The sequence below is a fragment of the Sedimenticola hydrogenitrophicus genome, from assembly GCF_025175675.1.
GTDB classification, from domain to species: domain Bacteria; phylum Pseudomonadota; class Gammaproteobacteria; order Chromatiales; family Chromatiaceae; genus Sedimenticola; species Sedimenticola hydrogenitrophicus.
Genome location: NZ_JANIOA010000044.1, coordinates 1 through 20,037 on the forward strand (window position 1 = coordinate 1; position 20,037 = coordinate 20,037).

The window sequence follows — 20,037 nt, forward strand, 5'->3', positions numbered from 1 at the left end:
GGCGCCGCGCTGGTCGATCCGGGTGATCTGGTTGTTGCCATCGTAGCTGTAGCGGTGGTCGACGAAGCGGGTGTTGGCGTCCAGTCCTTCGCTGTCCGGGTCGTAGCCGAGGTCGGTGTAGGCGCGGTGCAGGTTGCCGGCGGCATCCCACTGGTAGTGGGTGTGCAGGCCGGTGACGCTGTCGACCCAGCGTACCATCTGGCCGATGGCGTCGTATTCGTAGCGGATGCTGTTGCCTTCGCCCTCGGCGGTCTGATACCAGGCTATCCTTCGCCCAGCGCAAACTTATTTTCACTATAATCAGGCCTTTCAGCGAATGCTGAAATCTATCGTCTAGTGAAATTTACCTTGACACTTTCACCGTTAATGGTATTTTCAACGAATGCTGAAACATACCAAATCAGTGAAAACTGTCGTGCGCCAAGCAGCCGATGCCTTACGACTGCTATTGGGGCAAGTGCCTGTGATCAAGCTCCAGGACGTTGAGCTCGAGGCGCCTGGGCCTGACCAAGGCATAGACATCGTGGTACATATCGACGTCTCGGGCAGACGCCATGCGCTCGTCTGCGAAGTGAAATCCACTGGGCAGCCACGCCACGTTCGGATGGCCTTGCTGCAACTACGCAGCTACGTGGACCACCAAACGCAAGATGCCACGCCCATTTTCATCGCCCCTTATCTGTCACCCGACGCCCAAACGTTGTGCCGTGAGCAAGGCGTGGGCTTTCTTGACCTCGAAGGCAATGCGTGCCTGATCTTCGACGGCGTCTTCATCGAACGCCAGGTCGCGAGCAAGCCGGTTGCCGAACGGCGTGAACTCAGATCGCTGTTCAAGCCGAAGTCTGCGCAAGTATTACGTGTGATGCTTCGCAATCCCGGTCAGGCGTGGCGTGTCTCGAAGCTTGCGCGGACCGCCGATGTCAGCCTGGGTCACGTCAGCAATGTCCGCTCTGCTCTACTTGATCGCGAATGGGCACAGGTGTCCGAGGATGGCTTGTTCCTGTCCGAACCCGACGCGCTGTTGGATGAATGGTGCGACGCCTATGAGCCCCCCGCCGGAAAACGTCTGACACTCTATACAACCCTGCATGGCAGCGCGTTTGAAGAAGCTGCGCGCCAAGTGCTGCGCTCGGACGGCGGCACGGGTCTGGCGGTCTTTGCGTCCTTCTCCGCGGCCCACTGGCTTGCTCCATACGGCCGGACAGGTACACAGTATTTCTATGCGGATGAAACAGGTCTCGAACGACTTCAGTCCGCTTTGAAGTTGTCCGCCATTTCCAAAGGCGAAAATGTGAATGTGACTGTGCTCAAGGACTCCGGTCTGTTTCGCGATACGGTAGAACCCGCGCCTGGAGCAATTTGTACGAGCCCTGTTCAAACCTATCTTGATCTGGCCTACGCCGGCGAACGTGGTCAAGAGGCAGCCGATCATCTACGACGAGAAAAGCTGATATGGCCGAAATGACCCCTGGCGAAGCACAGTCCGCTGCCGACTACGACGATCGCACAACAGCAGCCGTGAAGACGGTCCTGATCGAAATCGGACAAATCCTGGGAAGCTTCAAAGGCAAGTTTGCCATCGTCGGTGGCGTGGTACCATGGTTGCTGCTGGGCAACGAAGACATGCCGCATGTCGGCACGCTCGATGTGGATATCGGGTTGGATGCGGAGGCGCTGGGTGATGGTGAGTACGCCACGCTCATCGACGCCATGCGTGGCCACGGCTATCACCAACGCGAAGAGTTGCGGCGTTTTCAACTCATGCGACAAGTGCCCACTCAGGATGGCGGGGCTCCGATCGACATCATTGTGGATTTCCTGATGCCGCATGATGCCGAGATCGTCAAAAACATCCCGCCCTTGATCAGCGACTTTGCGGTGCAAAGAGCGAACGGTGCTGACTTGGCCATGCGCTTCTATCAGTTTGTGGCAATCACCGGACCGATGCCGGCGGGAGGCACGAACCGCGTCGAGATCGCGGTCTGTTCGATCCCTGCCCTGCTCGCGATGAAGGGACACGCGGTCGAGGGGCGCTACAAGCAAAAGGACGCCTATGACATCTACTACTGCATCCGCAACTATCCAGGTGGCCCCGAAGCGCTTGCCGAGGAGTGCCGCCCACTGCTCGAACTCCCGAGCGGGGCGAAGGGCTACGGCTTCATTGCTGGTAAATTCGACACCATTGAGGGTTTTGGGCCGACATGTGTGCGCCGTTTTGTCGAAGACACGAATGTGATGGGTGACCGCAGCCCGGAACAGTGGCAGCAAGACGCCTTTGGTCAAGTCGATGCCTGGTTGCGAGCCCTTGGCTTGAGGAGCTAACGAAACGGGTCGGTGTGATTTAAATTTACCCGATCGTTGCAAAAATTAACCTGTAGGAGCGGTGCCTCGCCGCGAAATCGGCCCGGGGGCGGGCCTCCTACAGGGTGCAATGCTGGACTCCACCAGCGGTGCATCCCAGGAAACCATGCAACATGGCTATTTCATCCGGCAGATAACGGGGTGAAACAAATCATTGGGTCATAATTAATGCAACTATTGGGTTTATACAGCCTCGTAGGATCGCATCTCTTTTATGCCCCTCTGCCAAACCATTCCAATGATACCGCGTGGACACAAAAAGCGTGCCCACGATACTGTTTCCTCAATCCCTGAGCTTACTCCTTCCAGAAAGGTTTGCTGCTCTCACGCTCCACATCCGCCCGACTGACGCCGATATCACTCAGCATGCGGTCATCAAGCTTGAGCAACGCCTGGCGTTGGCGTTGTCGCTCATAGGCGGCGTACAGCCATTGAAAAAAGATGCTCACCCGTCGCCTTAACCCGATCGGGCGAGTAACCGAAATCACTGGATTGAGATGCCTGGTCTGCGTCGTCATGATCGTTCCTTATCCCGATTGCCTGGCGATCAAGCTACGTCTCCGCCGATAGCCGATCCAATCGTATGATCGGATACCGCCCTTCGGGAATTGTGATGACACCGCCCGCCCGATATCTGCTTTAATTACTCCTCACCAAGATCCCTGCGAGGAAGCCATGGAACTCTATCAGCTCAAGACCTTCGTGAAGGTCGCCGATGAAGGCAATCTCACGCGCGCGGCCGAGCAGTTGTTTACCAGCCAGCCGGCCATCAGCGCCCATATCAAGGCGCTGGAAGAGGAGTTGGGGGTCGAGCTGTTCCAGCGCACCCCCAAGGGGATGCTGCTCACCCCGTCGGGCGAGCTGCTGTACCGGAAGGCGGCAAGCATCCTGGTCTCGGCGGACGAGCTGAAATCGGCGACCCAGTCGCTGCGAGACGAGTTGGTGGGCGAACTCAGGCTCGGCGTGCATACCGACTTCGAGTTTGTGCGCATTGCCTCCCTGTTGAAAAACTTCGCGAACAAGCATCCCAGGATGCAGCTGCATTTTCTGACAGGCATGTCGGCCACCAATATTCCCGATGTACGCAAGGGCAACCTGGATGGCGGGTTTTTCTTCGGCCCGGCGAAGAGCGCCGATCTGGCCACCCTGGAATTGGCCCAGGTCCCGATGAACGTGGTGGCGCCGGCCGCCTGGCGTGAGCGGGTGGAGCAGGCCTCTCCCGAGGCATTGTGTGCCCTGCCCTGGATCTATACCTCGCAAAACTGCCCCTTCTATGCCCTGCGCGACCAGATGTTTGGCGATTATTCGTGTATACCCAACAAGGTGGCCTTTGCGGACAGCGAGGACGCGGTCCGGGAACTGATCCGGGCCGGTTCCGGGATCGCCCTACTGCGCCGGGACGACGCCGAGCGGATGGAACGGGAGGGGGTGGGCTGCCGCTGGTCCGGTGAGGTGCCCTCCATTGCGCTCAGCTTCGCCGTGCAGAAGCGACGCAAAAACGAACCTCTGATTCAGGCGGCGATTAGCGAGATCGGTGCTCTCTGGGGCATCGAGTCGGGACCCTCGACCGAGGCCATGATCGATTCGGCCTGAGCCGGTGACGGCGTGGGCTCAAAATACGATAATGAATGGGACCTTGTTGGAGTTCGCAAGCTCATCCCAACCTACGAACTGGAATGCACCGCTGGTGAAGTCCATTATTGCACCCGTAGGGGCGGCGCCCCGCCGCGATTTCGGCCCGGGGGCGGGCCTCCTACAGGCCGATCTTTGCAATGATCGGGATAAGCCCCACCCAGTATAAAAATGGGATAGGGCCCAAAAAAAGGCCCCGGGAGTGGGGCCAAAATGAGAGCAGGGAAATACGCGATTAAATGACCGGCGATTGGCGTAGCCTCAGGGCGCGAACGCCTGGATTCCGGTCTGGGCACGGCCCAGGATCAGGGCATGCACATCGTGCGTGCCTTCGTAGGTATTGACCGCCTCCAGGTTCATGGCATGGCGGATCACATGGAACTCGTCAGAGATACCGTTGCCGCCGTGCATGTCGCGGGACATACGGGCGATATCCAGCGCCTTGCCGGCGTTGTTGCGCTTCATCAGCGAGATCGCTTCCGGTGCCGCCTGGCCGCTATCGAACAGGCGCCCGAGCTGCAGGCAGCCCTGCAGTCCCAGGGTGATCTCGGTCTGCATGTTGGCCAGTTTCAGCTGGATCAGCTGATTGGCCGCCAGCGGCCGGCCGAACTGCTTGCGGTCCAGGGTGTAGGTGCGGGCGCGATGCCAGCAATCCTCCGCCGCCCCCAGCACGCCCCAGGCGATGCCGTAACGGGCGCGGTTGAGGCAGCCGAAGGGGCCGGCAAGCCCCTTCACGTTGGGCAACAGGTTCTGTGCCGGGACGAACACCTCGTCCATCACGATCTCGCCGGTGATGGAGGCACGCAGCGAGAACTTGCCCTCGATCTTGGGGGCGGAGAGCCCCTGCATCCCCTTCTCCAGGATAAAGCCGCGAATCACACCCTCGTCGTCCTTGCCCCAGACGATGAATACATCGGCGATGGGCGAGTTGGTGATCCACATCTTGGAACCGGAGAGGGAGTAGCCGCCATCCACCGTGCGGGCGCGGGTCTTCATTCCCGCCGGATCGGAGCCGTGATCCGGCTCGGTCAGGCCGAAACAGCCCACCAGCTCGCCGGTGGCCAGTTTCGGCAGGTATGTCTCGCGCTGCTCCTCGGTGCCGTAGGCATAGATCGGATGCATTACCAGGCTCGACTGCACGCTCATGGCCGAGCGGTAGCCCGAGTCGACCCGCTCCACTTCGCGGGCGATCAGGCCGTAGGAGACGTAGTTGAGCCCGGCGCAGTCGTAACCGTCGATGGTGCAGCCCAGCAGACCCAGTTCGCCCATTTCATTCATGATCTCGCGATCAAAATGTTCGTGGCGGTTGGCCTCAAGCACCCGCGGCATCAGCTGTTCCTGACAGTACTTGTAGGCGGTGTCCCGCACCATCCGCTCCTCCTCGCTCAGCTGCTGATCCAGGAGTAAGGGATCTTCCCATTTGAATGGGGCTCTTGCCTGTGTTTTTGAGTTCATAGCCACTTTTCCGGTTGTCTGAGAATGGTGGATGCGCTTCGATTATCCACCCTACGTCTGCATTAATTGTAGGTGGGACAGGCCACGGCCGCATCCACCGGTTCCAAGGGATCAGAGTCAAATTGAATAAATGTGGTGAATTCTTTATTCATAGTAACTACTCACCCACCTGCAAGCGATTGGCCTGGATTGTTGGCCGATCTTGATCCAGCCATCGTGTGAGGCCGGCAAGGCAGGCCAATCACCCCGTGAGTAGTTACTATTAAAAAATCAAGACAATTTGACGCTGCCCCCAACATTTTTGCCATCATCCTTCCACCCGCCCTGTTAAATATATTGACCGCTGTCCACCTTGATTACTTCACCGGTGATCATGCGCGCCGCGTCGGAGAGCAGGAACAGCACCGCGTTGGCGATATCCTCCGGCGCGGCCAGCTCCTTCAGCACGGTCTCATCCAGCGCCTTCTGCAGGAACTCCTCCGGCAGCTTTTTCGCCATTTCGGTGAGCACCATGCCGGGAGCGACCGCATTCACCGTCACCCCCTTGCCGCCCAGTTCCCGGGCCGCCGTCTTGGTCAGGCCGATCATGCCCGCCTTGGCGGCACTGTAGTTGGCCTGACCGAATTTGCCGCGCATGCCGTTGATCGAGGTGATGTTGACGATCCGCCCATAACGCTGTTCGCGCATGCGTGGCGCCAGCGCCCGGATCAGGTAGAAGGCGCCCCCCAGATTGATATTGATCACCGAGTGCCACTCTTCATCGCTCATCTTGACCAGGCTGCGGTCGCGGGTGATGCCGGCGTTGTTCACCAGCAGGGTCACGTCCTCCGGCAGTTCGTCCACCGCCTCCTGGACACTCTCCGGATCACCGATGTTGACCTGGTGAAAGATGCCGGGGAGGGAGCCGCTGTCCCCCGCACTCAGGTCGAAGATATGCACCTCGGCGCCCGCCGCGTTCAGCATCTCGGCGATGGTACGGCCGATGCCGGAGGCACCCCCGGTAACCACCGCCTTTTTGCCCGAAAAATCCCACATAGTCATGGCCTCAGAGTGCGCAGGAGAGTGACAGTTCCTGGGCAGGACGGAAGCCCGAGCCGGCCAGGAAACGGTTCAGGTCGAAATTATCCCACTCCACTTCGGTGCGCACATGTTCCACCTGCAGCGACGCCAGGTTATCCATCAGCTGCGCCATCAGTGCGGATCCGATGCCGCTGCCCTTGTACTCCGGCCCCACCCCCAGGGTATCGACCACGGCGGTGGACTCGGCACAACCGAAGCTGCCGTAGTCGACCCGCGCCATTACGAAGCCGGCCACCAGGCCATCCTGCTCGGCCACCATGGAGACCCGGATACCGCTGTCGGAGATCACCTCCGCCACCTTCTGCTGCAGGTAGTCGGCACGATCCTCTCCGGTGATGTGCCGGTCGATGCGGCGGATCGAATCGAGATCCGACGCGGCCAGCGAGCGCACCGGCCGCAGCCCGGTGGCATCCTCTTCAGCCAGGGTCAGTGGCCGGGTGTCCCGGGTCAGCACGTTGCGCGCGGCCAGGGAGAAGCCGGCATTGGCAAAGTAGGCCAGCAGCTCCTGCTGGTGCCAGTTGGCCTCGGTACGCAGGCTGCCGCAGCCACGTTTCGCCGCCTCATCTTTAAGCGCGTTCATCAGCAGCATACCGACACCGGAACCCTGATCACCGGGTTGTACGCCGAGGGCGTCGATCACCGCCACCGGCTGCTGGGTGCCGAATTCGCCGCTCAGTACATTGGCGAACAGAAATCCGCACAACTGCCCGTTCACACTGGCCACGAAGCAGATATAGGTTGATGGGGAACGGCCCATCGCCTGCAGGCGTTTATGGAAAAACTCCGGGCGCGCACTGCCCCCGAGATTCTTGTCCAGTCCGATGACCTGCTCAATATCACCGTCCTGCAATGGCTGTATCTGGCAATTTCTTTCCAACATCGCAACCCACCTCCGGGTATTTTGTTAAGCGTGCGGATGCACCGATGTGCACCGCCTGACCGCGGCCCTCAGGGCTTTCGGGTGAGAGGATTCCAAGACCGTCGGCGGCAGGAGGAGTGGTACAGGGATGTACCGTTCACGCAGCCGAGGATGCATTGCCGCCACCGAGCCCCCAGGGATGGGTTTACGGCGTGTCTTGGAATCCTTTCGCCCGAAAGCTTTCCGCACAGCATCAGAATCTGACAAGTAGAATCAGTGCAGCGTATCGTACTTCGCCTGCAGTTCGTCCCGGGTCTCCTCGAAATCCGGATTGGGCACAATGCAGTCCGGCGGGCAGACCAGCTGGCACTGCGGCTCGTCCTCGGCGCCGACGCACTCGGTACACTTCATCGGGTCGATAATGTACATCGGATCACCGGCGGTGATGGCGTCGTTCGGACACTCGGTCGGGCAGGCGTCACAGGCGGTGCAATCTTCGTTGATCATAAGGGCCATAGTATTCTCCTTACGTAAACAGTGGGTTAGGAAGCGATGGCCAGTGAGCCCTGCTCAGCCAGCTTGTCGTAGCGATAGGCACCCCAGATGGCGGCACCGATGGCGCCGGCATAGGGTGAATCGGGGTGGTTCACCGCCTTGGTCGGAATCTTCATCTTGACCATGGAGGCGTTGATCGAATCCATCAGCCCCTCATCCAGCGCCAGGCCGCCACTGAGGAAGGTGACCCCTTCGTCGGCCTTGATCACGCGCAGCAGCTTTACCAGCCGACCCGCCATGGAGTCGTGGATACCGCGCAGGATATTGGGCGCGCTGATGCCGCGCGACACCATGTTGATGACGTCGGTCTCGGCCAGCACCGCGCAGATGCTGGAGACGTTCTCCGGGTCGTCCGCCTGCTTGGACAACTCGCCGATCTCGTTCTGGGCGATGCCCAGGTAGCGCGAGATGTTCTCCAGGAACTGACCCGAGCCGGAGGCGCACTGGCTGGTCATGCGATAGGTCAGCACCTTGCCGTGCTCGTCCATCTTCACCGCGCGGCCGTTCAGGGCCCCCATGTCCAGCACCGAGCGGGACTCGGGGTTGAGGTAGATGGCGCCACGGGCGTGCGTGGTCATGGAGTAGAAGTGACCGGTCGAAAACTCGATGTTCTCGCCCTCGCCGGTGGTGGCGGTGTACTGGATATCGGCCTCGGTCAGGCCGGCCTCCTCGATCACCTCTTCGTAGGCGCGCCGCGCCAGCTCCATCGGGTCGCGCTGGCGGATCTTGTCGTTGCGGCGGGCGATCCATTCGATGTTGTCGCCGTCGACCTTGAACAGCACGGTCTTGATACAACCGGTTCCCACATCTATGCCAATACTTGTCGTCATGGTTATGCCTCCTCAACGGCACGGCGGGCAAATTCCGCACCGCCCAGTGCACCGGTATAAATTGAATCCGGGTTGATATTGATCTGCACGTCGCCATAGTTCTCCTGAACCAGCTCGCGCAGCTGCTTGACCGCCGCCTCGTTCTTGGCCACACCCCCGGTGAAGGTGAACTCGTCGGTAATACCACCGGAGCGCGAGATGATGGACATGGCGCGCAGGATGATGGCGCGATGCAGTCCGGCCATGATGTCCTCGCGCTTCTCGCCCAGTGCCAGGCGGTCACGCAACTCGGCACCGGCAAATACGGTACAGGTGGAGTTGATGCGCACCGTCTTGGTCGCCTTCATCGCCATCGGCCCCAGTTCATGCAGGCCGAGGTTCATCTCGTCGGCGATGTAGCCGAGGTAGCGTCCGCAACCGGCGGCACAGCGGTCGTTCATCTGGAAGTTGACCACGATACCCTTGCCATCGATCTGGATACCCTTGGTATCCTGCCCGCCGATATCCAGCACGGTACGGGTCTTGGGGTACATCAGGTGCGCGCCCAGGCCGTGACACAGAATCTCGGAACGGATGTGCTCCTTGGGGAACGGCAGGCGCACCCGGCCATAACCGGTACCGACCACATAGGTCTCCTCCAGGTCCATGTCCAGGACGCTCTTGATCGCCTTCATCACGTCATCCGAACTGACGCTGAGGTCGGTCTCTTCCGCCAGCACGTTGGTCAGGGCGCGGAGGAATTTGCCTTCCATGTCGTCGTTCGGCGGACGATTCTCCACCTCGATGATCGACTTGTCGTAGATGTTGATCAGGGTATCGAAATTCATACCCATCTCCTTCGCGGTCTGTTCGGCGATGTTCATATACTCGGAACCGGCCAGATCACGGAAGAAGTCCGACTTGCGCACCACGCCCGGCGCGAACAGCCCCTGCAGCTTTTCGCGCAGGCGGGCAAAGGCCACATCCAGCACCGCGCAGATCTTCGCCTTCTGCCCCGGGTAACGCAGGTCGCCGGCGTTACCCGCGCAGGTCTGGTGCAGATCTTCCAGCTGCTCCAGGAACAGCTCCAGGCGGAAGTGGCGCTCCAGGTTCAACAGCAGGCGGTCGATCTTCTCGCCCTCGAGGCCGGAGAGTCCTTCCAGCGCGCGATGAAACAGGGTCAGGCGTGTACTGATGAACGCCTCCAGTTTGGCCACGCGGCTGGCGGTATCGTAATTGGAGCGGGAGTTGGTGATACCGCGCCCCAGTACTTCGCCAAACTCATCCATCACCACGGCCTTGGTAGTGGTGGAACCCAGGTCAATGCCTATATAACACTTCATGCTCTGGCCCCCCTCAAGCGGTTCTGGTTGAACGACGTTTCTGGTCGACCATCTGGAAATAACTCTCCAGGCGGTTTTTGACGTTGGCCGCGGAGAAGTAACGCGGATCCACCAGATCGGTCTCGATAAAGGCACCCGGCTTGCCGGTGCGTTTCTCAATTTCATTCATCATCATCAGCTGGCCGGCGGAGAAGCTGTTGCAGCTCTTGATGGAGTTGATGAGCAGACCGTCGGCCTGGTACTCATTCATGTATTTCTCGATCAGGTCGACACGGCTGGGCATGTTGCGGTTGGTGTAACAGCCCAGGCAGTAATCGGCCAGCGACTCCAGCGGGTTGGTCGGGTCATGGCGGAAACCCTCGTCATACACACCACCAACCTTGGTATAGGTGCTGGCCACGACCACGGCGCCCTCGTCATAGAACATCTTCCAGAACTCGCGGAAGCTGGTCCAGTTGGGCGGACCCTCCACCACCAGGCGGTATTTCTCTTCGCCCATATCGCCTTCCGGGGTGACCGGACCCAGACCATCTTGCATCCGCTTCTCGATCTCGCCGCGCAGCAGCTGATAGTACTCGATGGCATCCTGGGTGCCGCGGAAGGCGGTGAAGATCGGGCCGATGTAGTAGACGCCGCCGAAGTAGGCGTCGATCGGTGAGCGCACATTCTTGGCACTCTCCAGCACCCACACCAGGTCATCCTCCGCCTTCGCGGAACGGGCCATGTTTTCCCGCAGCCGGTCGATATCGAACTTCACACCGGAAGTCTTCTCCAGTGCCGGAATCACCTCTTCCTTCAACTGTTTGACCACGAAATTGCGCATGTTGTCGGTGATCACGCCATCGCCGGTATAGGGCACCTGCAGCATCACCGTGTCGCAGTTGTACTCCTTGCGCAGCAGCTCGAACCACTTCATGAAGGTGAAGCAGCCGGTATAGGAGAGCAGCAGCAGATTGGGCGGCGGCATCACCTTGCCGTTGGGCGCGATGTTGCCCTTGGACATCATGCCGATATCCGCCTTCACATAGGTGCAGACATCCTCGGAGTGGCCGCTGCGCTCGGCGTCCATGATCATGGCGCCACTCTGTTTGCGCATGCCGTTGTTGATCGCATTGATCTCCGGCAGGTTGTTGAGCAGACCGAAACTGTTGATCAGTTCGTTCAGGTTGCCCGGCACGAAGGTGGAGACGATCTTCTTGCCGCTCTCGGGTGCGCCGGTCAGGGCATCGTAGTTGCGTGCGATCATCTCTTTCTGCTTGAGCATCGACGCGTCTTTGATGGCTTCCGGCTTGGTTGCGGTATTCATAATGGTGTTAGCTCCACAGTTTGATCGAGTCGGCAAAGGTACCTGCCTGTTCACGGATCGGCTGCATCTGACCCGAGTTCTCTGCATACTTGAAGGAGATGTGCGGTACGTTGTTTTCGCTCATCTTGGCCGACAGCAGCGGGCGTTCCAGCAGGGCCGGATCACAGAAGCTGGGGGCGGCGAAGATCACACCCTCGGCCTTGTTCTTGATCACCGAGTCGAGCAGGTACTGACCCACCTTCTCCTGGGTGTCGCAGTACTTGGCCGAGGAGTCGGCCGAGTGATGCAGGAAGGCATCGGCCAGGCTCTTGATCGGGTCGCCGTCGGTCGGCACCTCTTCCATCAGCCAGCGGTTGACCAGCATGTAGTCGTCGTCCACCACGTAGCAGCCGGCCATCTCGATCGACTTGATCAGGTTCAGCGGCGGCTGCTCACAGAACGAACCGCAGGTGATGATGCGGCATTTATCACGAATCGGTTTATCCTCTTTCACTACCGCTGCCAGGTACTCGTTCAGCATGACGATATGCTCTTCCACCGGAAGGACCTGCCCGGCACGCATCACCAGATAGACCTCTGAACTGGGCACCTTCCAGGGCTCGGCGGAACGCATGGCGTAGACATCGCGCACCAGTTGCCGGTGCTGGTTATAGATGGCAATGGAGTTGTTCAGCGCCTCATCGGTAATGGTGTTACCGGAGAGCTTCTCCATGTCGTGACGCAGTTCCTGCATCTCGTTCTGGTAGTAGGTGCCGCCGATATCGTCGCGGTAGTTCTGGGGCACATCGAAGTACTTGGCGTAGACGCCCGGCTTCATCAGCTTCCACATACCGGAGAGGTTGCGGATCACGTCGCAGATGCTGGGAAACAGCATGCCGTCGACAAAATCCAGCCGCCCGGTCAGTCCCAGTTCGATGGTGGAGCGGGGAATGCGGCAGATATAGCTCTGATAGAAGGCGTCGCCATGAATCACTTCCAGGTTGTCACCACCACCCAGGATACCCAGAGGCAGCATGCCGGCGGCATGAATGATCTCTTCCGGGATATAGACCGGCATGAACCCAACCACCTTGCGGCCGGGCACCGCCTCTTTCCAGGCACGTGATGCGGCGAAGGTGGTATCTTCATACAACTCTTCACAGCGTGCGATTATCTCTGCAGTACTCATGCTTAGCTGTCCTCCCATTTGGCTGGACGTTTCTCGATGAATGCATTCAAACCTTCTACAGCATCATGACTGGCCATCAGACCGTCCAGATAAAGGGCTTCAACGCTTGCCAGTTTGGCCTTGATACGCGCCACCATGTCGCTCCGTACCGCCTGCACCGCGAAGCGCAGCGAGGAGGCCGAATGGGGCGCCAGAAATTTATCGAAATAGGCGATCGCCGCCGCCTGCGGGTCTGCCGCCAGCTGGTTGACCAGCCCCATGCGCAGGGCCTCGTCACTGTTCACGCTGCGACCGGAAAACAGCAAGTCCTCGGCATGCGCCTGACCGATGCGCTCCGGCAACAGACAGGAGGCGGCCGGGGCGAACACCGCCAACTGGATCTCCGGTTGGCCCATACGGGCGTCGCTCGCGGCAAACAGCTGGCTGCCGGCGGCGGCCACTTCCAGGCCGCCTCCCAGACACTGGCCCTGGATGGCGACCAGGATCGGCAGCGGGAAATCCAGCATGGTCTCGATCAGCCGGTGCAGTGAACGCAGCATGCTGGCGCAACTGCCGGGCAGGTGCTCCTCCACGCTGGCGCCGAAGCTGAAGTGGGGACCTTCAGCGTCCAGCAGCACAGCGCGTAGCGCGGCCTGCCCGGCATATTGCTCGAAGGCCGTCTGCAGTGCGCCGATCATGGCGGCATCCACAATATTGGCCTTGGGTCGGTTAAGGCGCAGCCGCAGCAGCGCCCCGTCCCGGTCCAACCAAACCTTGAGCGGCGAATCGCTCATGCCTCAGTCCTCCCTGCCCGGCATCAGGCTCTCGATCAGCTCGGGAGTCCAGGGGGTCGCCTCGGCCAGGGCCTGGCGCAGGGCGACGAAGTCGATCTCGCGACCCACCTCGCGGTTGCCCTCATTGAAGGCGCGGAAGCCGGTGCGGGCCTCGTTCATCATGTTCAGGGCCAGCCAGGCGCGGGAGTTCTCCTTGTTGCGGTTCCAGGCATCCAGCTTCGGCTTGCGCAGCTCTTCCAGACTCTTGGTCATGCACTCGGGGAAGGTCTCGAGCAGCTTGGCGCAGAGCTCCTCGACCGCCTGGTCGAGCAGGCTCAGATCGATCTCGCCCTGCTTGATCAGCGCCTTGGCCGCCTTGGCCGCTTCGCCGCTCTTGAATTCGCCATGCACGATGCGGCCGTACTCATCCAGCATCTGGTCGGTGACCGCCATCGGATTGGCGACAAATTTACCGTCCAGCTTCAGCGCCGGCACGATCTGCGAGACGATGCCGAGGCGATACGCCTTGTGTGCCGAGAAGGGTTCGCACAGGGTGCCGGAGACCATCGCCTGCTCGCAGCCGATCATCACCGGCAGAAAGTCGGTAGCGCCGCCGATGGCCGCGGAACCGTGCTTGGGACCGGCCTGGCCGAAGTTGGCCAGATCCTGGGCTACCGAGTAGTCCGCCGCCATGCCGATCTCCTGGCCGCCGCCGATACGCATGCCGTTGACCCGGCAGATCACCGGTTTGTCACAGCCCAGCATGGCGCTCACCATGTCGTTGAACAGGCGCATGTACTGGCGGTACTCCTGCGGATTGCCGGCGTAGTACTCGGCGTACTCCTTGGTGTTGCCACCGGTACAGAACGCCTTGTCGCCGGCGCCGGTGAACACCACGGCATTGACATCGCGGGCGCAGCTGGCGGCGCGGAAGGCGAGGATCACGCCCTTCACCATCTCGGTGGTGTAGGAGTTGTACTGGGCCGGATTGTTCAGGGTGATCCACAGATTGTAGAGCCCTTCCGCCACGCTGCCGTCACGACGTTTGGCGGGCCGCTTCTCCACCAGCAGGCCCTCAAAGCTGAGCTCCGGCACCAGGTTGTGGTCGACCACGGCGGCCGGCTTGGAATCGTTGATAATGCTGCGCGTTGAATCTCTCATGAAAACGTCCCCTTTAAAGATTCGGAACCAGAATGGCACGCTCGGTCAGAAGGTGGCCCTTGGCCGCTTCGAACACCGCGTTGATATCGTTGAGTGGATGAAGTTTTACGAACGGCTTCATCTGGATCTTGTTCTGCAGCACCAGATCAAGCGCCTTGGGATAGTATTCCGGCAGACAGCCCCAGTTGCCCTGCAGGCGGGCGCTGAAGGCCATCAGGTTGGAGAGCCGCAGCTCCAGCTTGGCCATGGTGAAACCGACCACCGCCAGGTGCGATCCGTAGGTCAGCAGGCTGAAGGCGGTCTCCTGGCCGGGCGTCGAGCCGGAGCACTCGAATATCCTCCACTCGGTGGCGCGCAGGCCGTTTGCCTTCACATGCGCCTTGATCAGTTGCTTGATGGCGCGGGCGTCATGCTCCTTGGCATTCAGGGTCAGCTCGGCACCGAAATCCTTCAGCTGGTCCAGCTTCGCCTGATCCACATCGATGGCCACCACATGGGCGCCCATGGCGTGGGCGATCTGCACCGCGTAACCACCGACACCGCCGACACCGATCACGATGGCCAGGTCGCCCTCGTTGATCCCGGCCAGCAGCGCTGCCTGATAGGGTGTGGTCACCGCGTCCGCCAGCACCGCCACCTCGGCCAGGCTCATGCCGGCCGCCTCCAGCTGTTTCTCATCCACCGGACAGAGTCCGCGGGCCGGCACGGTGATATGGCTGGCAAAGCCGCCCTGGATATCGTTGCCGGGCATCTTCTGACCGCGGCACAGGGTGCCCAGACCGCGTTGGCAGAGGTCGCACTCGCCACAGGGCATCACCGCCGGGATCACCACCGCCTTGCCCAGCAGCCCCTCGGCACCTTCACCGCAGGCCACCACCCGGCCGCTGATCTCATGACCCAGGGTGAGGGGCAGTTCATGATTGGTACGGACACCGTCATAAAGAAAGCCGAGATCGGTATGACAGACACCACAACCGGCCACTTCCACCGTGACTTCACCGGCAACCGGTGTTTCGAAGCTGCAATCCTCTTTAACGAAAGGCGCTCCCACTGCGGTCATCTGCCAACGGTATCCGTTAATACTCATAGTCTGTGGTCTCCAAAATTCTTATTTCACGCACTAATGCTGTGACAATGAATTATATTTCACTTTCAACCCTTGTCAACTTAATTTTATGTACTATATTTCCTTTGACATTGCCGATATCATGAAATATGATTCATTTCACTTGCAACCAATCGGGTAATACCCAGCAAAATCCTGCGATATATGTCATATATATAAGGTATATCTAATGAATGATTCTGCATCCAACCCACTAGCACCCCCCCAATCCAAAGGGGCGCCGCGCTCCCTCTCCATCGCCATGCTCGGCAGCGGCGGCTCCGGCGTCATGACCGCGGGGCAGCAGCTGCTGGATGCCGCGGGACAGGCCGGCTGGTATGGCATGATGACCCGCTCGTCGGGCCCGCAGATCCGCGGCGGCGAGGCCGCCGCGCTGCTGCGCCTCTCGCCCCAGCCGGTGGAGACCCACAAGGGCCGTTTCGATATCCTGCTGGCCATCGACTGGCTCAACGCCGACCGTTTCGTGGGCGAGATCACCCTGGACAGCAACAGCGTGGTGATCGGCGACGTGGGCGGCAAGGTGCCCGAGGCGATCAGCGCCATGGGCGGCCGTTATATGGAACTGCCCCTGAGTGAACTGGCCAAGGGGATCAGCGGCGGGCGCCCCAACATGGTGGCGCTGGGCGCCCTGGCCCAACTGATCGGCCTGCCGCTGGAGGCACTGGAAAAGGGATTGACCAAGTCGCTGGCGAAGAAGGGCGAGGCGGCCATCGAAGCCAGCATGGCCGGCGTACGGGCTGGTATCGAGCAGGCTTCGGCCATTCCCGACATCCCGCCGTTTCGTATCGACGCCAACAGCCAGCGGGAGCGCTGGAGCATCACCGGCAATGAAGCGGCCGGCCTGGGCGCGATCCGCGGCGGCGTCCGCTTCGTCGCCGCCTATCCCATCACCCCGGGCACCGAGGTACTGGAGTGGCTGGCGCCCAATCTGAAGAAGGTCGGTGGCGTGCTGGTGCAGGCGGAAGACGAGTTGGCCTCGATCAACCAGCTGATCGGCGGCTCTTTCGGCGGCACCCCCTCACTCACCGCCACCTCCGGCCCCGGCCTGGCGCTGATGATCGAATCTATCGGTCTGGCCGTCGCCTCCGAGACCCCGGTGGTGATTGTCGACGTGATGCGTGGCGGCCCCTCCACCGGGATCCCCACCAAGTCCGAGCAGAGTGACCTCAATATCGCCCTCTATGGGCTGCACGGCGACGCCCCGCATATCGTGGTGGCGCCGATGTCGATCGGCGACTGCCTGTTCACCACCCAGTGGGCGACCCACCTGGCCGAGACCCTGCAAACCGCGGCCATCGTGCTCTCCGATCAGTCACTGGGCCAGACCCGCGCCCTGATCGACCGCCCGGCGGACATCGCCTTTGTCTCCGGTGGCCGCAAGATCACCCGCCAGGCGGAGGATTTTCGCCGCTACGTGGTCAACGAGTCCGGCGTTTCGCCCATGTCCATCCCCGGCACACCCGGCTGCCAGTACACCGCCGACGGCCTGGAACACTCGCCCACCGGCACCCCGTCGAGCCGCGCCGAGGACCATATCCAGCAACTGAACAAGCGCAAGCGCAAGCTGGACCGGTTCGACTATGGCAGTCACTGGGCCAAGGTCGAGGGCGAGGGTGATATCGCGGTCCTCACCTGGGGTTCCAGCACCGGGCCGGTCAGCGAGGCGATCGACATGCTGGCGGCGGAAGGCCGCAAGGTCAGACTGGTCAGCATGCGCCTGCTGTTGCCGGCACAGCCGGAACGACTGGCCGCCGCCCTGGCCGGGGTGACGCGGACCCTGGTGGTCGAGCAGTGTCACGGCGCCCAGTTCTATCACTATCTGCGCGCCCATTACGACCTGCCCGGCGAACTCCGCTCCATGGCGGTCCCGGGCCCCCTGATGATCCGTCCCGATGATGTCTACAGCGAACTCAAAGCGTGGGAGCACCTCTGATGGAAAACGCAAACAGCTGTCCCAGCCTGAAACCGAACGAGTACAAATCCGGCACCAAGCCCGTCTGGTGTCCGGGGTGTGGTGACTACAGTGTGCTGCTCTCCATCACCAAGGCGATGTCCGAGCTGAACCTGGAGCCGGAAAACGTCGCGCTGGTCTCCGGTATCGGCTGCTCCTCGCGCCTGCCGGCCTACCTCAATGTCTACGGGTTCCATGCCGTGCACGGCCGCGCCCTGCCGGTGGCCACCGGCCTCAAGGTGTCGCGCCCCGATCTCACGGTACTGGCCGCGGGCGGTGACGGCGACGGTTTCTCCATCGGCGGCAACCACTTCATGCACGCCTGCCGGCGCAACGTGGACATGACCTATATCGTCATGGACAACCAGGTCTACGGCATGACCAAGGGCCAGGCCTCCCCCACCACCGATCCGGACTGGGACAAGAGCAAGCTGACCCCGGGCGGCACCAAGATCAATCCCTACTATCCGCTGGTGATCGCGCTGGCCTCCGGCGCCAACTTTATCGCCCGCGCCTCCAGCACCGATCCCAACGGCGCGGCCAAGGTGCTGGTGGATGCCATCCGCCACCCCGGTTTCTCCTTCGTGCACATGCTCAGCCCCTGCGTCACCTTCCGTCCCGAGCAGAAGGAGTGGAAGAAGATGGTACGCCCGGCTCCGGTCGAGCCGACCACCGACGCGGCCGTTGCGGCTAAGCGGCTGATGACCGACGATAACTTCTTCCTCGGTACCCTGTACAAGGGCAACCGTCCGGCCTATCAGCCGGAGCTCAAGAGCACGGTGGAACACCTGTCGGAGCTGGAGCAGGGGTTCATCCTGTGACCGCGCTACGCATCGCCAACAAGCCGGAGCTGCTGGCACGTACCCTGACCATGCTGTCGGAGACCGTGGAGCGCTACGACCTGTTTGCCGACCAGATGGAGGTGGTGAACAACCCGCAAGCGGCGGAGATCTTCCGCTGGCTGGAACAGAAGCAGCGCGAGCGCACCCAGGTGGTTCAGGATCTGAGCGAAGGCCTGGCGCTGCCGCATATCCCGCCCTGGGACTACCACTGGGATGACGCCATCAATATCGAGGTACCGGGCCATGCCAGTGCCCACTACATGATGACGCCCTATCACACCCTGACCCTGGCGATCGATGTGGAGCAGGGCGCCGCCGACCTGTTCGACAACATCGAACGTGACACGGAGTTGCCCGAGGTGCGGAAGCTGGCCCACGGCTTCGCCCGCGAGGCGAATGCTTTTTGCGATTACCTGAAACAGAAACGGGAACAGTATCCGCTGCCACAGGCGGGCTGGGACGAGGACGAGGATCCGCCCCAGTTCCTCGAATAGCGGAATAGATGGTTTCTTATGCAACGTTTTTATGAGGTTTTTATAACGTGATAGATGCAGAGGATTCGTTGGGTTACGCGGCGCTCGGGTGTTGTCGTGTTCTGGAAGCGTGGTGCCTGTGCGCCGCTAACCCAACCTACGAAACTGTAAGTGATTGGCCTGCCTTGTTGGCCGATCTTGATGGCGCCTCGAATCAGGCCCCTTTTTCAGATTCAAGCCTGCGCTTGTTTGAGCGAAGCGAGTTTGGGCAGGCGCTGAAAAAGGGGCCTGATTCGAGAAAGCAAGCCATCGTGTGAGGCCGACAAGGCAGGCCAATCACATACCAACCGGGTGAGTAGTTACCATCCGTCATTGAGAAACGGTGTGGAGAAGCAGAGGTTTTTGTAGGGAAGGTTAGACCGTCGAGGACTCGTTGGGTTACGCGGCGCTCGGGGTGTTGTCGTGTTCTGGAAGCGCGGTGCCTGTGCGCCGCTAACCCAACCTACGAATAAGATGGTGTGTGGATATACGGGTTAACCCAAAGATGTATCGGCACTGGCGGCACAGTTGATGACTAATGTCATAAATAAGCAAGATCAGAACGAAAAGAGGTTGACGTAAAAACCATTTAGTTTATTTTGAAACTAATTAATAATAAGAAACACGATTTTTAAAACCGTATCGGATTGCCACCGATAATCCGCGTACGGCACCCTTACTTGAACAATAAACAGACGAAGGCATTGGCGATGAAAGAGAGCTTACAGGCAGGACTCGCAACAACCGATCGTTACCAGATCGACAAGCCACGCACCGTGAACTTTGTCGGCGACGACTGCGCGGTCTACTCCACCCCCAGCCTGATCTACGACATGGAAGTGACCAGCCGCAACCTGCTGCTGGAGCATCTCGACGCCGGCGAGGACTCGGTCGGCACCCGCGTGGAGATGGACCACACCGGCGCCACCCTGCTCGGCATGTGGGTTGAGATCACGACCACCATCAGCGAGGTCAAGGGCCGCATGGTGAACTATGAGTTCAGCGCCCGTGACGCCCTGGAGAATGTCGCCAAGGGCAAGCACACGCGCTTTATCGTCGACACCGAACAGACCGCCGCGCGTCTCAAGGCAAAGGCCGCGAAAGCCACCAGCTAAAGGCAGACAG

General features: G+C 60.5%; 21 protein-coding genes. 8 read left to right on the forward strand and 13 right to left on the reverse strand.

The genetic code is table 11. The features are described from left to right. A partial coding sequence (locus NPX02_RS17920; RefSeq protein ID WP_260295235.1) for a hypothetical protein occupies window positions 1–198 on the reverse strand: 198 nt, incomplete at its 3' end. A gap of 184 nt (window positions 199–382) precedes the next feature. On the opposite strand from NPX02_RS17920, the gene NPX02_RS17925 reads away from it, so the two are divergent. Both NPX02_RS17925 and NPX02_RS17930 read left to right on the forward strand, forming a co-directional pair. After that, entirely contained in the window at window positions 383–1,465 is a 1,083-nt protein-coding gene (locus tag NPX02_RS17925; RefSeq protein ID WP_260295236.1) for a type IV toxin-antitoxin system AbiEi family antitoxin, read from the forward strand. After that, window positions 1,453–2,322 (forward strand): hypothetical protein, encoded by an 870-nt coding sequence (locus NPX02_RS17930; protein WP_260295237.1) that lies wholly within the window; start codon window positions 1,453–1,455, stop codon window positions 2,320–2,322. Before NPX02_RS17925 ends, NPX02_RS17930 begins: the two co-directional genes overlap by 13 nt. 335 nt (window positions 2,323–2,657) lie before the next feature. On the opposite strand, the gene NPX02_RS17935 is transcribed toward NPX02_RS17930, so the two are convergent. Further along, the gene (locus NPX02_RS17935) at window positions 2,658–2,810 is read right to left on the reverse strand and encodes a DUF1127 domain-containing protein (RefSeq protein WP_260295238.1); all 153 of its coding nucleotides are present in this window, start codon (window positions 2,808–2,810) and stop codon (window positions 2,658–2,660) included. 226 nt (window positions 2,811–3,036) lie between these two features. On the opposite strand from NPX02_RS17935, the gene NPX02_RS17940 reads away from it, so the two are divergent. Next, entirely contained in the window at window positions 3,037–3,954 is a 918-nt protein-coding gene (locus NPX02_RS17940; RefSeq protein ID WP_260295239.1) for a LysR family transcriptional regulator, read from the forward strand. A 300-nt stretch (window positions 3,955–4,254) separates the two neighbouring features. On the opposite strand, the gene NPX02_RS17945 is transcribed toward NPX02_RS17940, so the two are convergent. The 11 genes from NPX02_RS17945 to had all read right to left on the reverse strand — a co-directional run bounded on the left by NPX02_RS17945 (window position 4,255) and on the right by had (window position 15,568). Beyond that, window positions 4,255–5,448, reverse strand: coding sequence for an acyl-CoA dehydrogenase (locus NPX02_RS17945; RefSeq protein WP_260295240.1), 1,194 nt, complete (start codon window positions 5,446–5,448; stop codon window positions 4,255–4,257). A gap of 327 nt (window positions 5,449–5,775) precedes the next feature. Further along, window positions 5,776–6,483 (reverse strand): 3-oxoacyl-ACP reductase FabG, encoded by a 708-nt coding sequence (gene fabG / locus NPX02_RS17950; RefSeq protein WP_260295241.1) that lies wholly within the window; start codon window positions 6,481–6,483, stop codon window positions 5,776–5,778. A gap of 10 nt (window positions 6,484–6,493) precedes the next feature. Then, window positions 6,494–7,408: a GNAT family N-acetyltransferase gene (locus NPX02_RS17955; RefSeq protein ID WP_260295242.1), complete on the reverse strand. Its 915-nt coding sequence runs from the start codon at window positions 7,406–7,408 to the stop codon at window positions 6,494–6,496. 252 nt (window positions 7,409–7,660) lie between these two features. After that, the gene (locus tag NPX02_RS17960; RefSeq protein WP_260295244.1) at window positions 7,661–7,903 is read right to left on the reverse strand and encodes a YfhL family 4Fe-4S dicluster ferredoxin; all 243 of its coding nucleotides are present in this window, start codon (window positions 7,901–7,903) and stop codon (window positions 7,661–7,663) included. A 26-nt stretch (window positions 7,904–7,929) separates the two neighbouring features. Then, the gene (gene bcrD, locus NPX02_RS17965) at window positions 7,930–8,772 is read right to left on the reverse strand and encodes a benzoyl-CoA reductase subunit D (RefSeq protein ID WP_260295246.1); all 843 of its coding nucleotides are present in this window, start codon (window positions 8,770–8,772) and stop codon (window positions 7,930–7,932) included. A gap of 2 nt (window positions 8,773–8,774) precedes the next feature. Beyond that, a complete protein-coding gene (gene bcrA / locus NPX02_RS17970) occupies window positions 8,775–10,094 on the reverse strand; it encodes a benzoyl-CoA reductase subunit A (protein WP_260295248.1) in 1,320 nt (439 codons plus the stop codon). 13 nt (window positions 10,095–10,107) lie between these two features. Next, entirely contained in the window at window positions 10,108–11,400 is a 1,293-nt protein-coding gene (bcrB, locus tag NPX02_RS17975) for a benzoyl-CoA reductase subunit B (RefSeq protein WP_260295250.1), read from the reverse strand. A 7-nt stretch (window positions 11,401–11,407) separates the two neighbouring features. Further along, window positions 11,408–12,568, reverse strand: a complete 1,161-nt coding sequence (bcrC, locus tag NPX02_RS17980; protein ID WP_260295252.1) for a benzoyl-CoA reductase subunit C — start codon at window positions 12,566–12,568, stop codon at window positions 11,408–11,410. Window positions 12,569–12,570: 2 nt separating this feature from the next. Beyond that, on the reverse strand, window positions 12,571–13,341 hold the full coding sequence (locus NPX02_RS17985) for a cyclohexa-1,5-dienecarbonyl-CoA hydratase (protein ID WP_260295255.1): 771 nt from the start codon (window positions 13,339–13,341) through the stop codon (window positions 12,571–12,573). A 3-nt stretch (window positions 13,342–13,344) separates the two neighbouring features. Continuing rightward, window positions 13,345–14,481 (reverse strand): 6-oxocyclohex-1-ene-1-carbonyl-CoA hydratase, encoded by a 1,137-nt coding sequence (oah, locus tag NPX02_RS17990; RefSeq protein WP_260295256.1) that lies wholly within the window; start codon window positions 14,479–14,481, stop codon window positions 13,345–13,347. A 13-nt stretch (window positions 14,482–14,494) separates the two neighbouring features. Continuing rightward, window positions 14,495–15,568, reverse strand: a complete 1,074-nt coding sequence (had, locus tag NPX02_RS17995; RefSeq protein ID WP_260295257.1) for a 6-hydroxycyclohex-1-ene-1-carbonyl-CoA dehydrogenase — start codon at window positions 15,566–15,568, stop codon at window positions 14,495–14,497. A gap of 208 nt (window positions 15,569–15,776) precedes the next feature. On the opposite strand from had, the gene NPX02_RS18000 reads away from it, so the two are divergent. From NPX02_RS18000 to NPX02_RS18020, 5 genes are all read left to right on the forward strand, one after another. After that, window positions 15,777–17,540, forward strand: a complete 1,764-nt coding sequence (locus NPX02_RS18000) for a 2-oxoacid:acceptor oxidoreductase subunit alpha (protein WP_260295259.1) — start codon at window positions 15,777–15,779, stop codon at window positions 17,538–17,540. Then, window positions 17,540–18,379: a 2-oxoacid:ferredoxin oxidoreductase subunit beta gene (locus NPX02_RS18005; RefSeq protein ID WP_260295261.1), complete on the forward strand. Its 840-nt coding sequence runs from the start codon at window positions 17,540–17,542 to the stop codon at window positions 18,377–18,379. Before NPX02_RS18000 ends, NPX02_RS18005 begins: the two co-directional genes overlap by 1 nt. Then, a complete protein-coding gene (locus NPX02_RS18010; RefSeq protein ID WP_260295263.1) occupies window positions 18,376–18,894 on the forward strand; it encodes a ferritin family protein in 519 nt (172 codons plus the stop codon). The genes NPX02_RS18005 and NPX02_RS18010 overlap by 4 nt, the downstream gene beginning before the upstream one ends. A gap of 47 nt (window positions 18,895–18,941) precedes the next feature. Beyond that, on the forward strand, window positions 18,942–19,190 hold the full coding sequence (locus NPX02_RS18015) for a hypothetical protein (RefSeq protein ID WP_260295265.1): 249 nt from the start codon (window positions 18,942–18,944) through the stop codon (window positions 19,188–19,190). Window positions 19,191–19,622: 432 nt separating this feature from the next. Next, window positions 19,623–20,027, forward strand: coding sequence for a thioesterase family protein (locus tag NPX02_RS18020; protein WP_260295266.1), 405 nt, complete (start codon window positions 19,623–19,625; stop codon window positions 20,025–20,027). Window positions 20,028–20,037 lie beyond the last annotated feature (10 nt).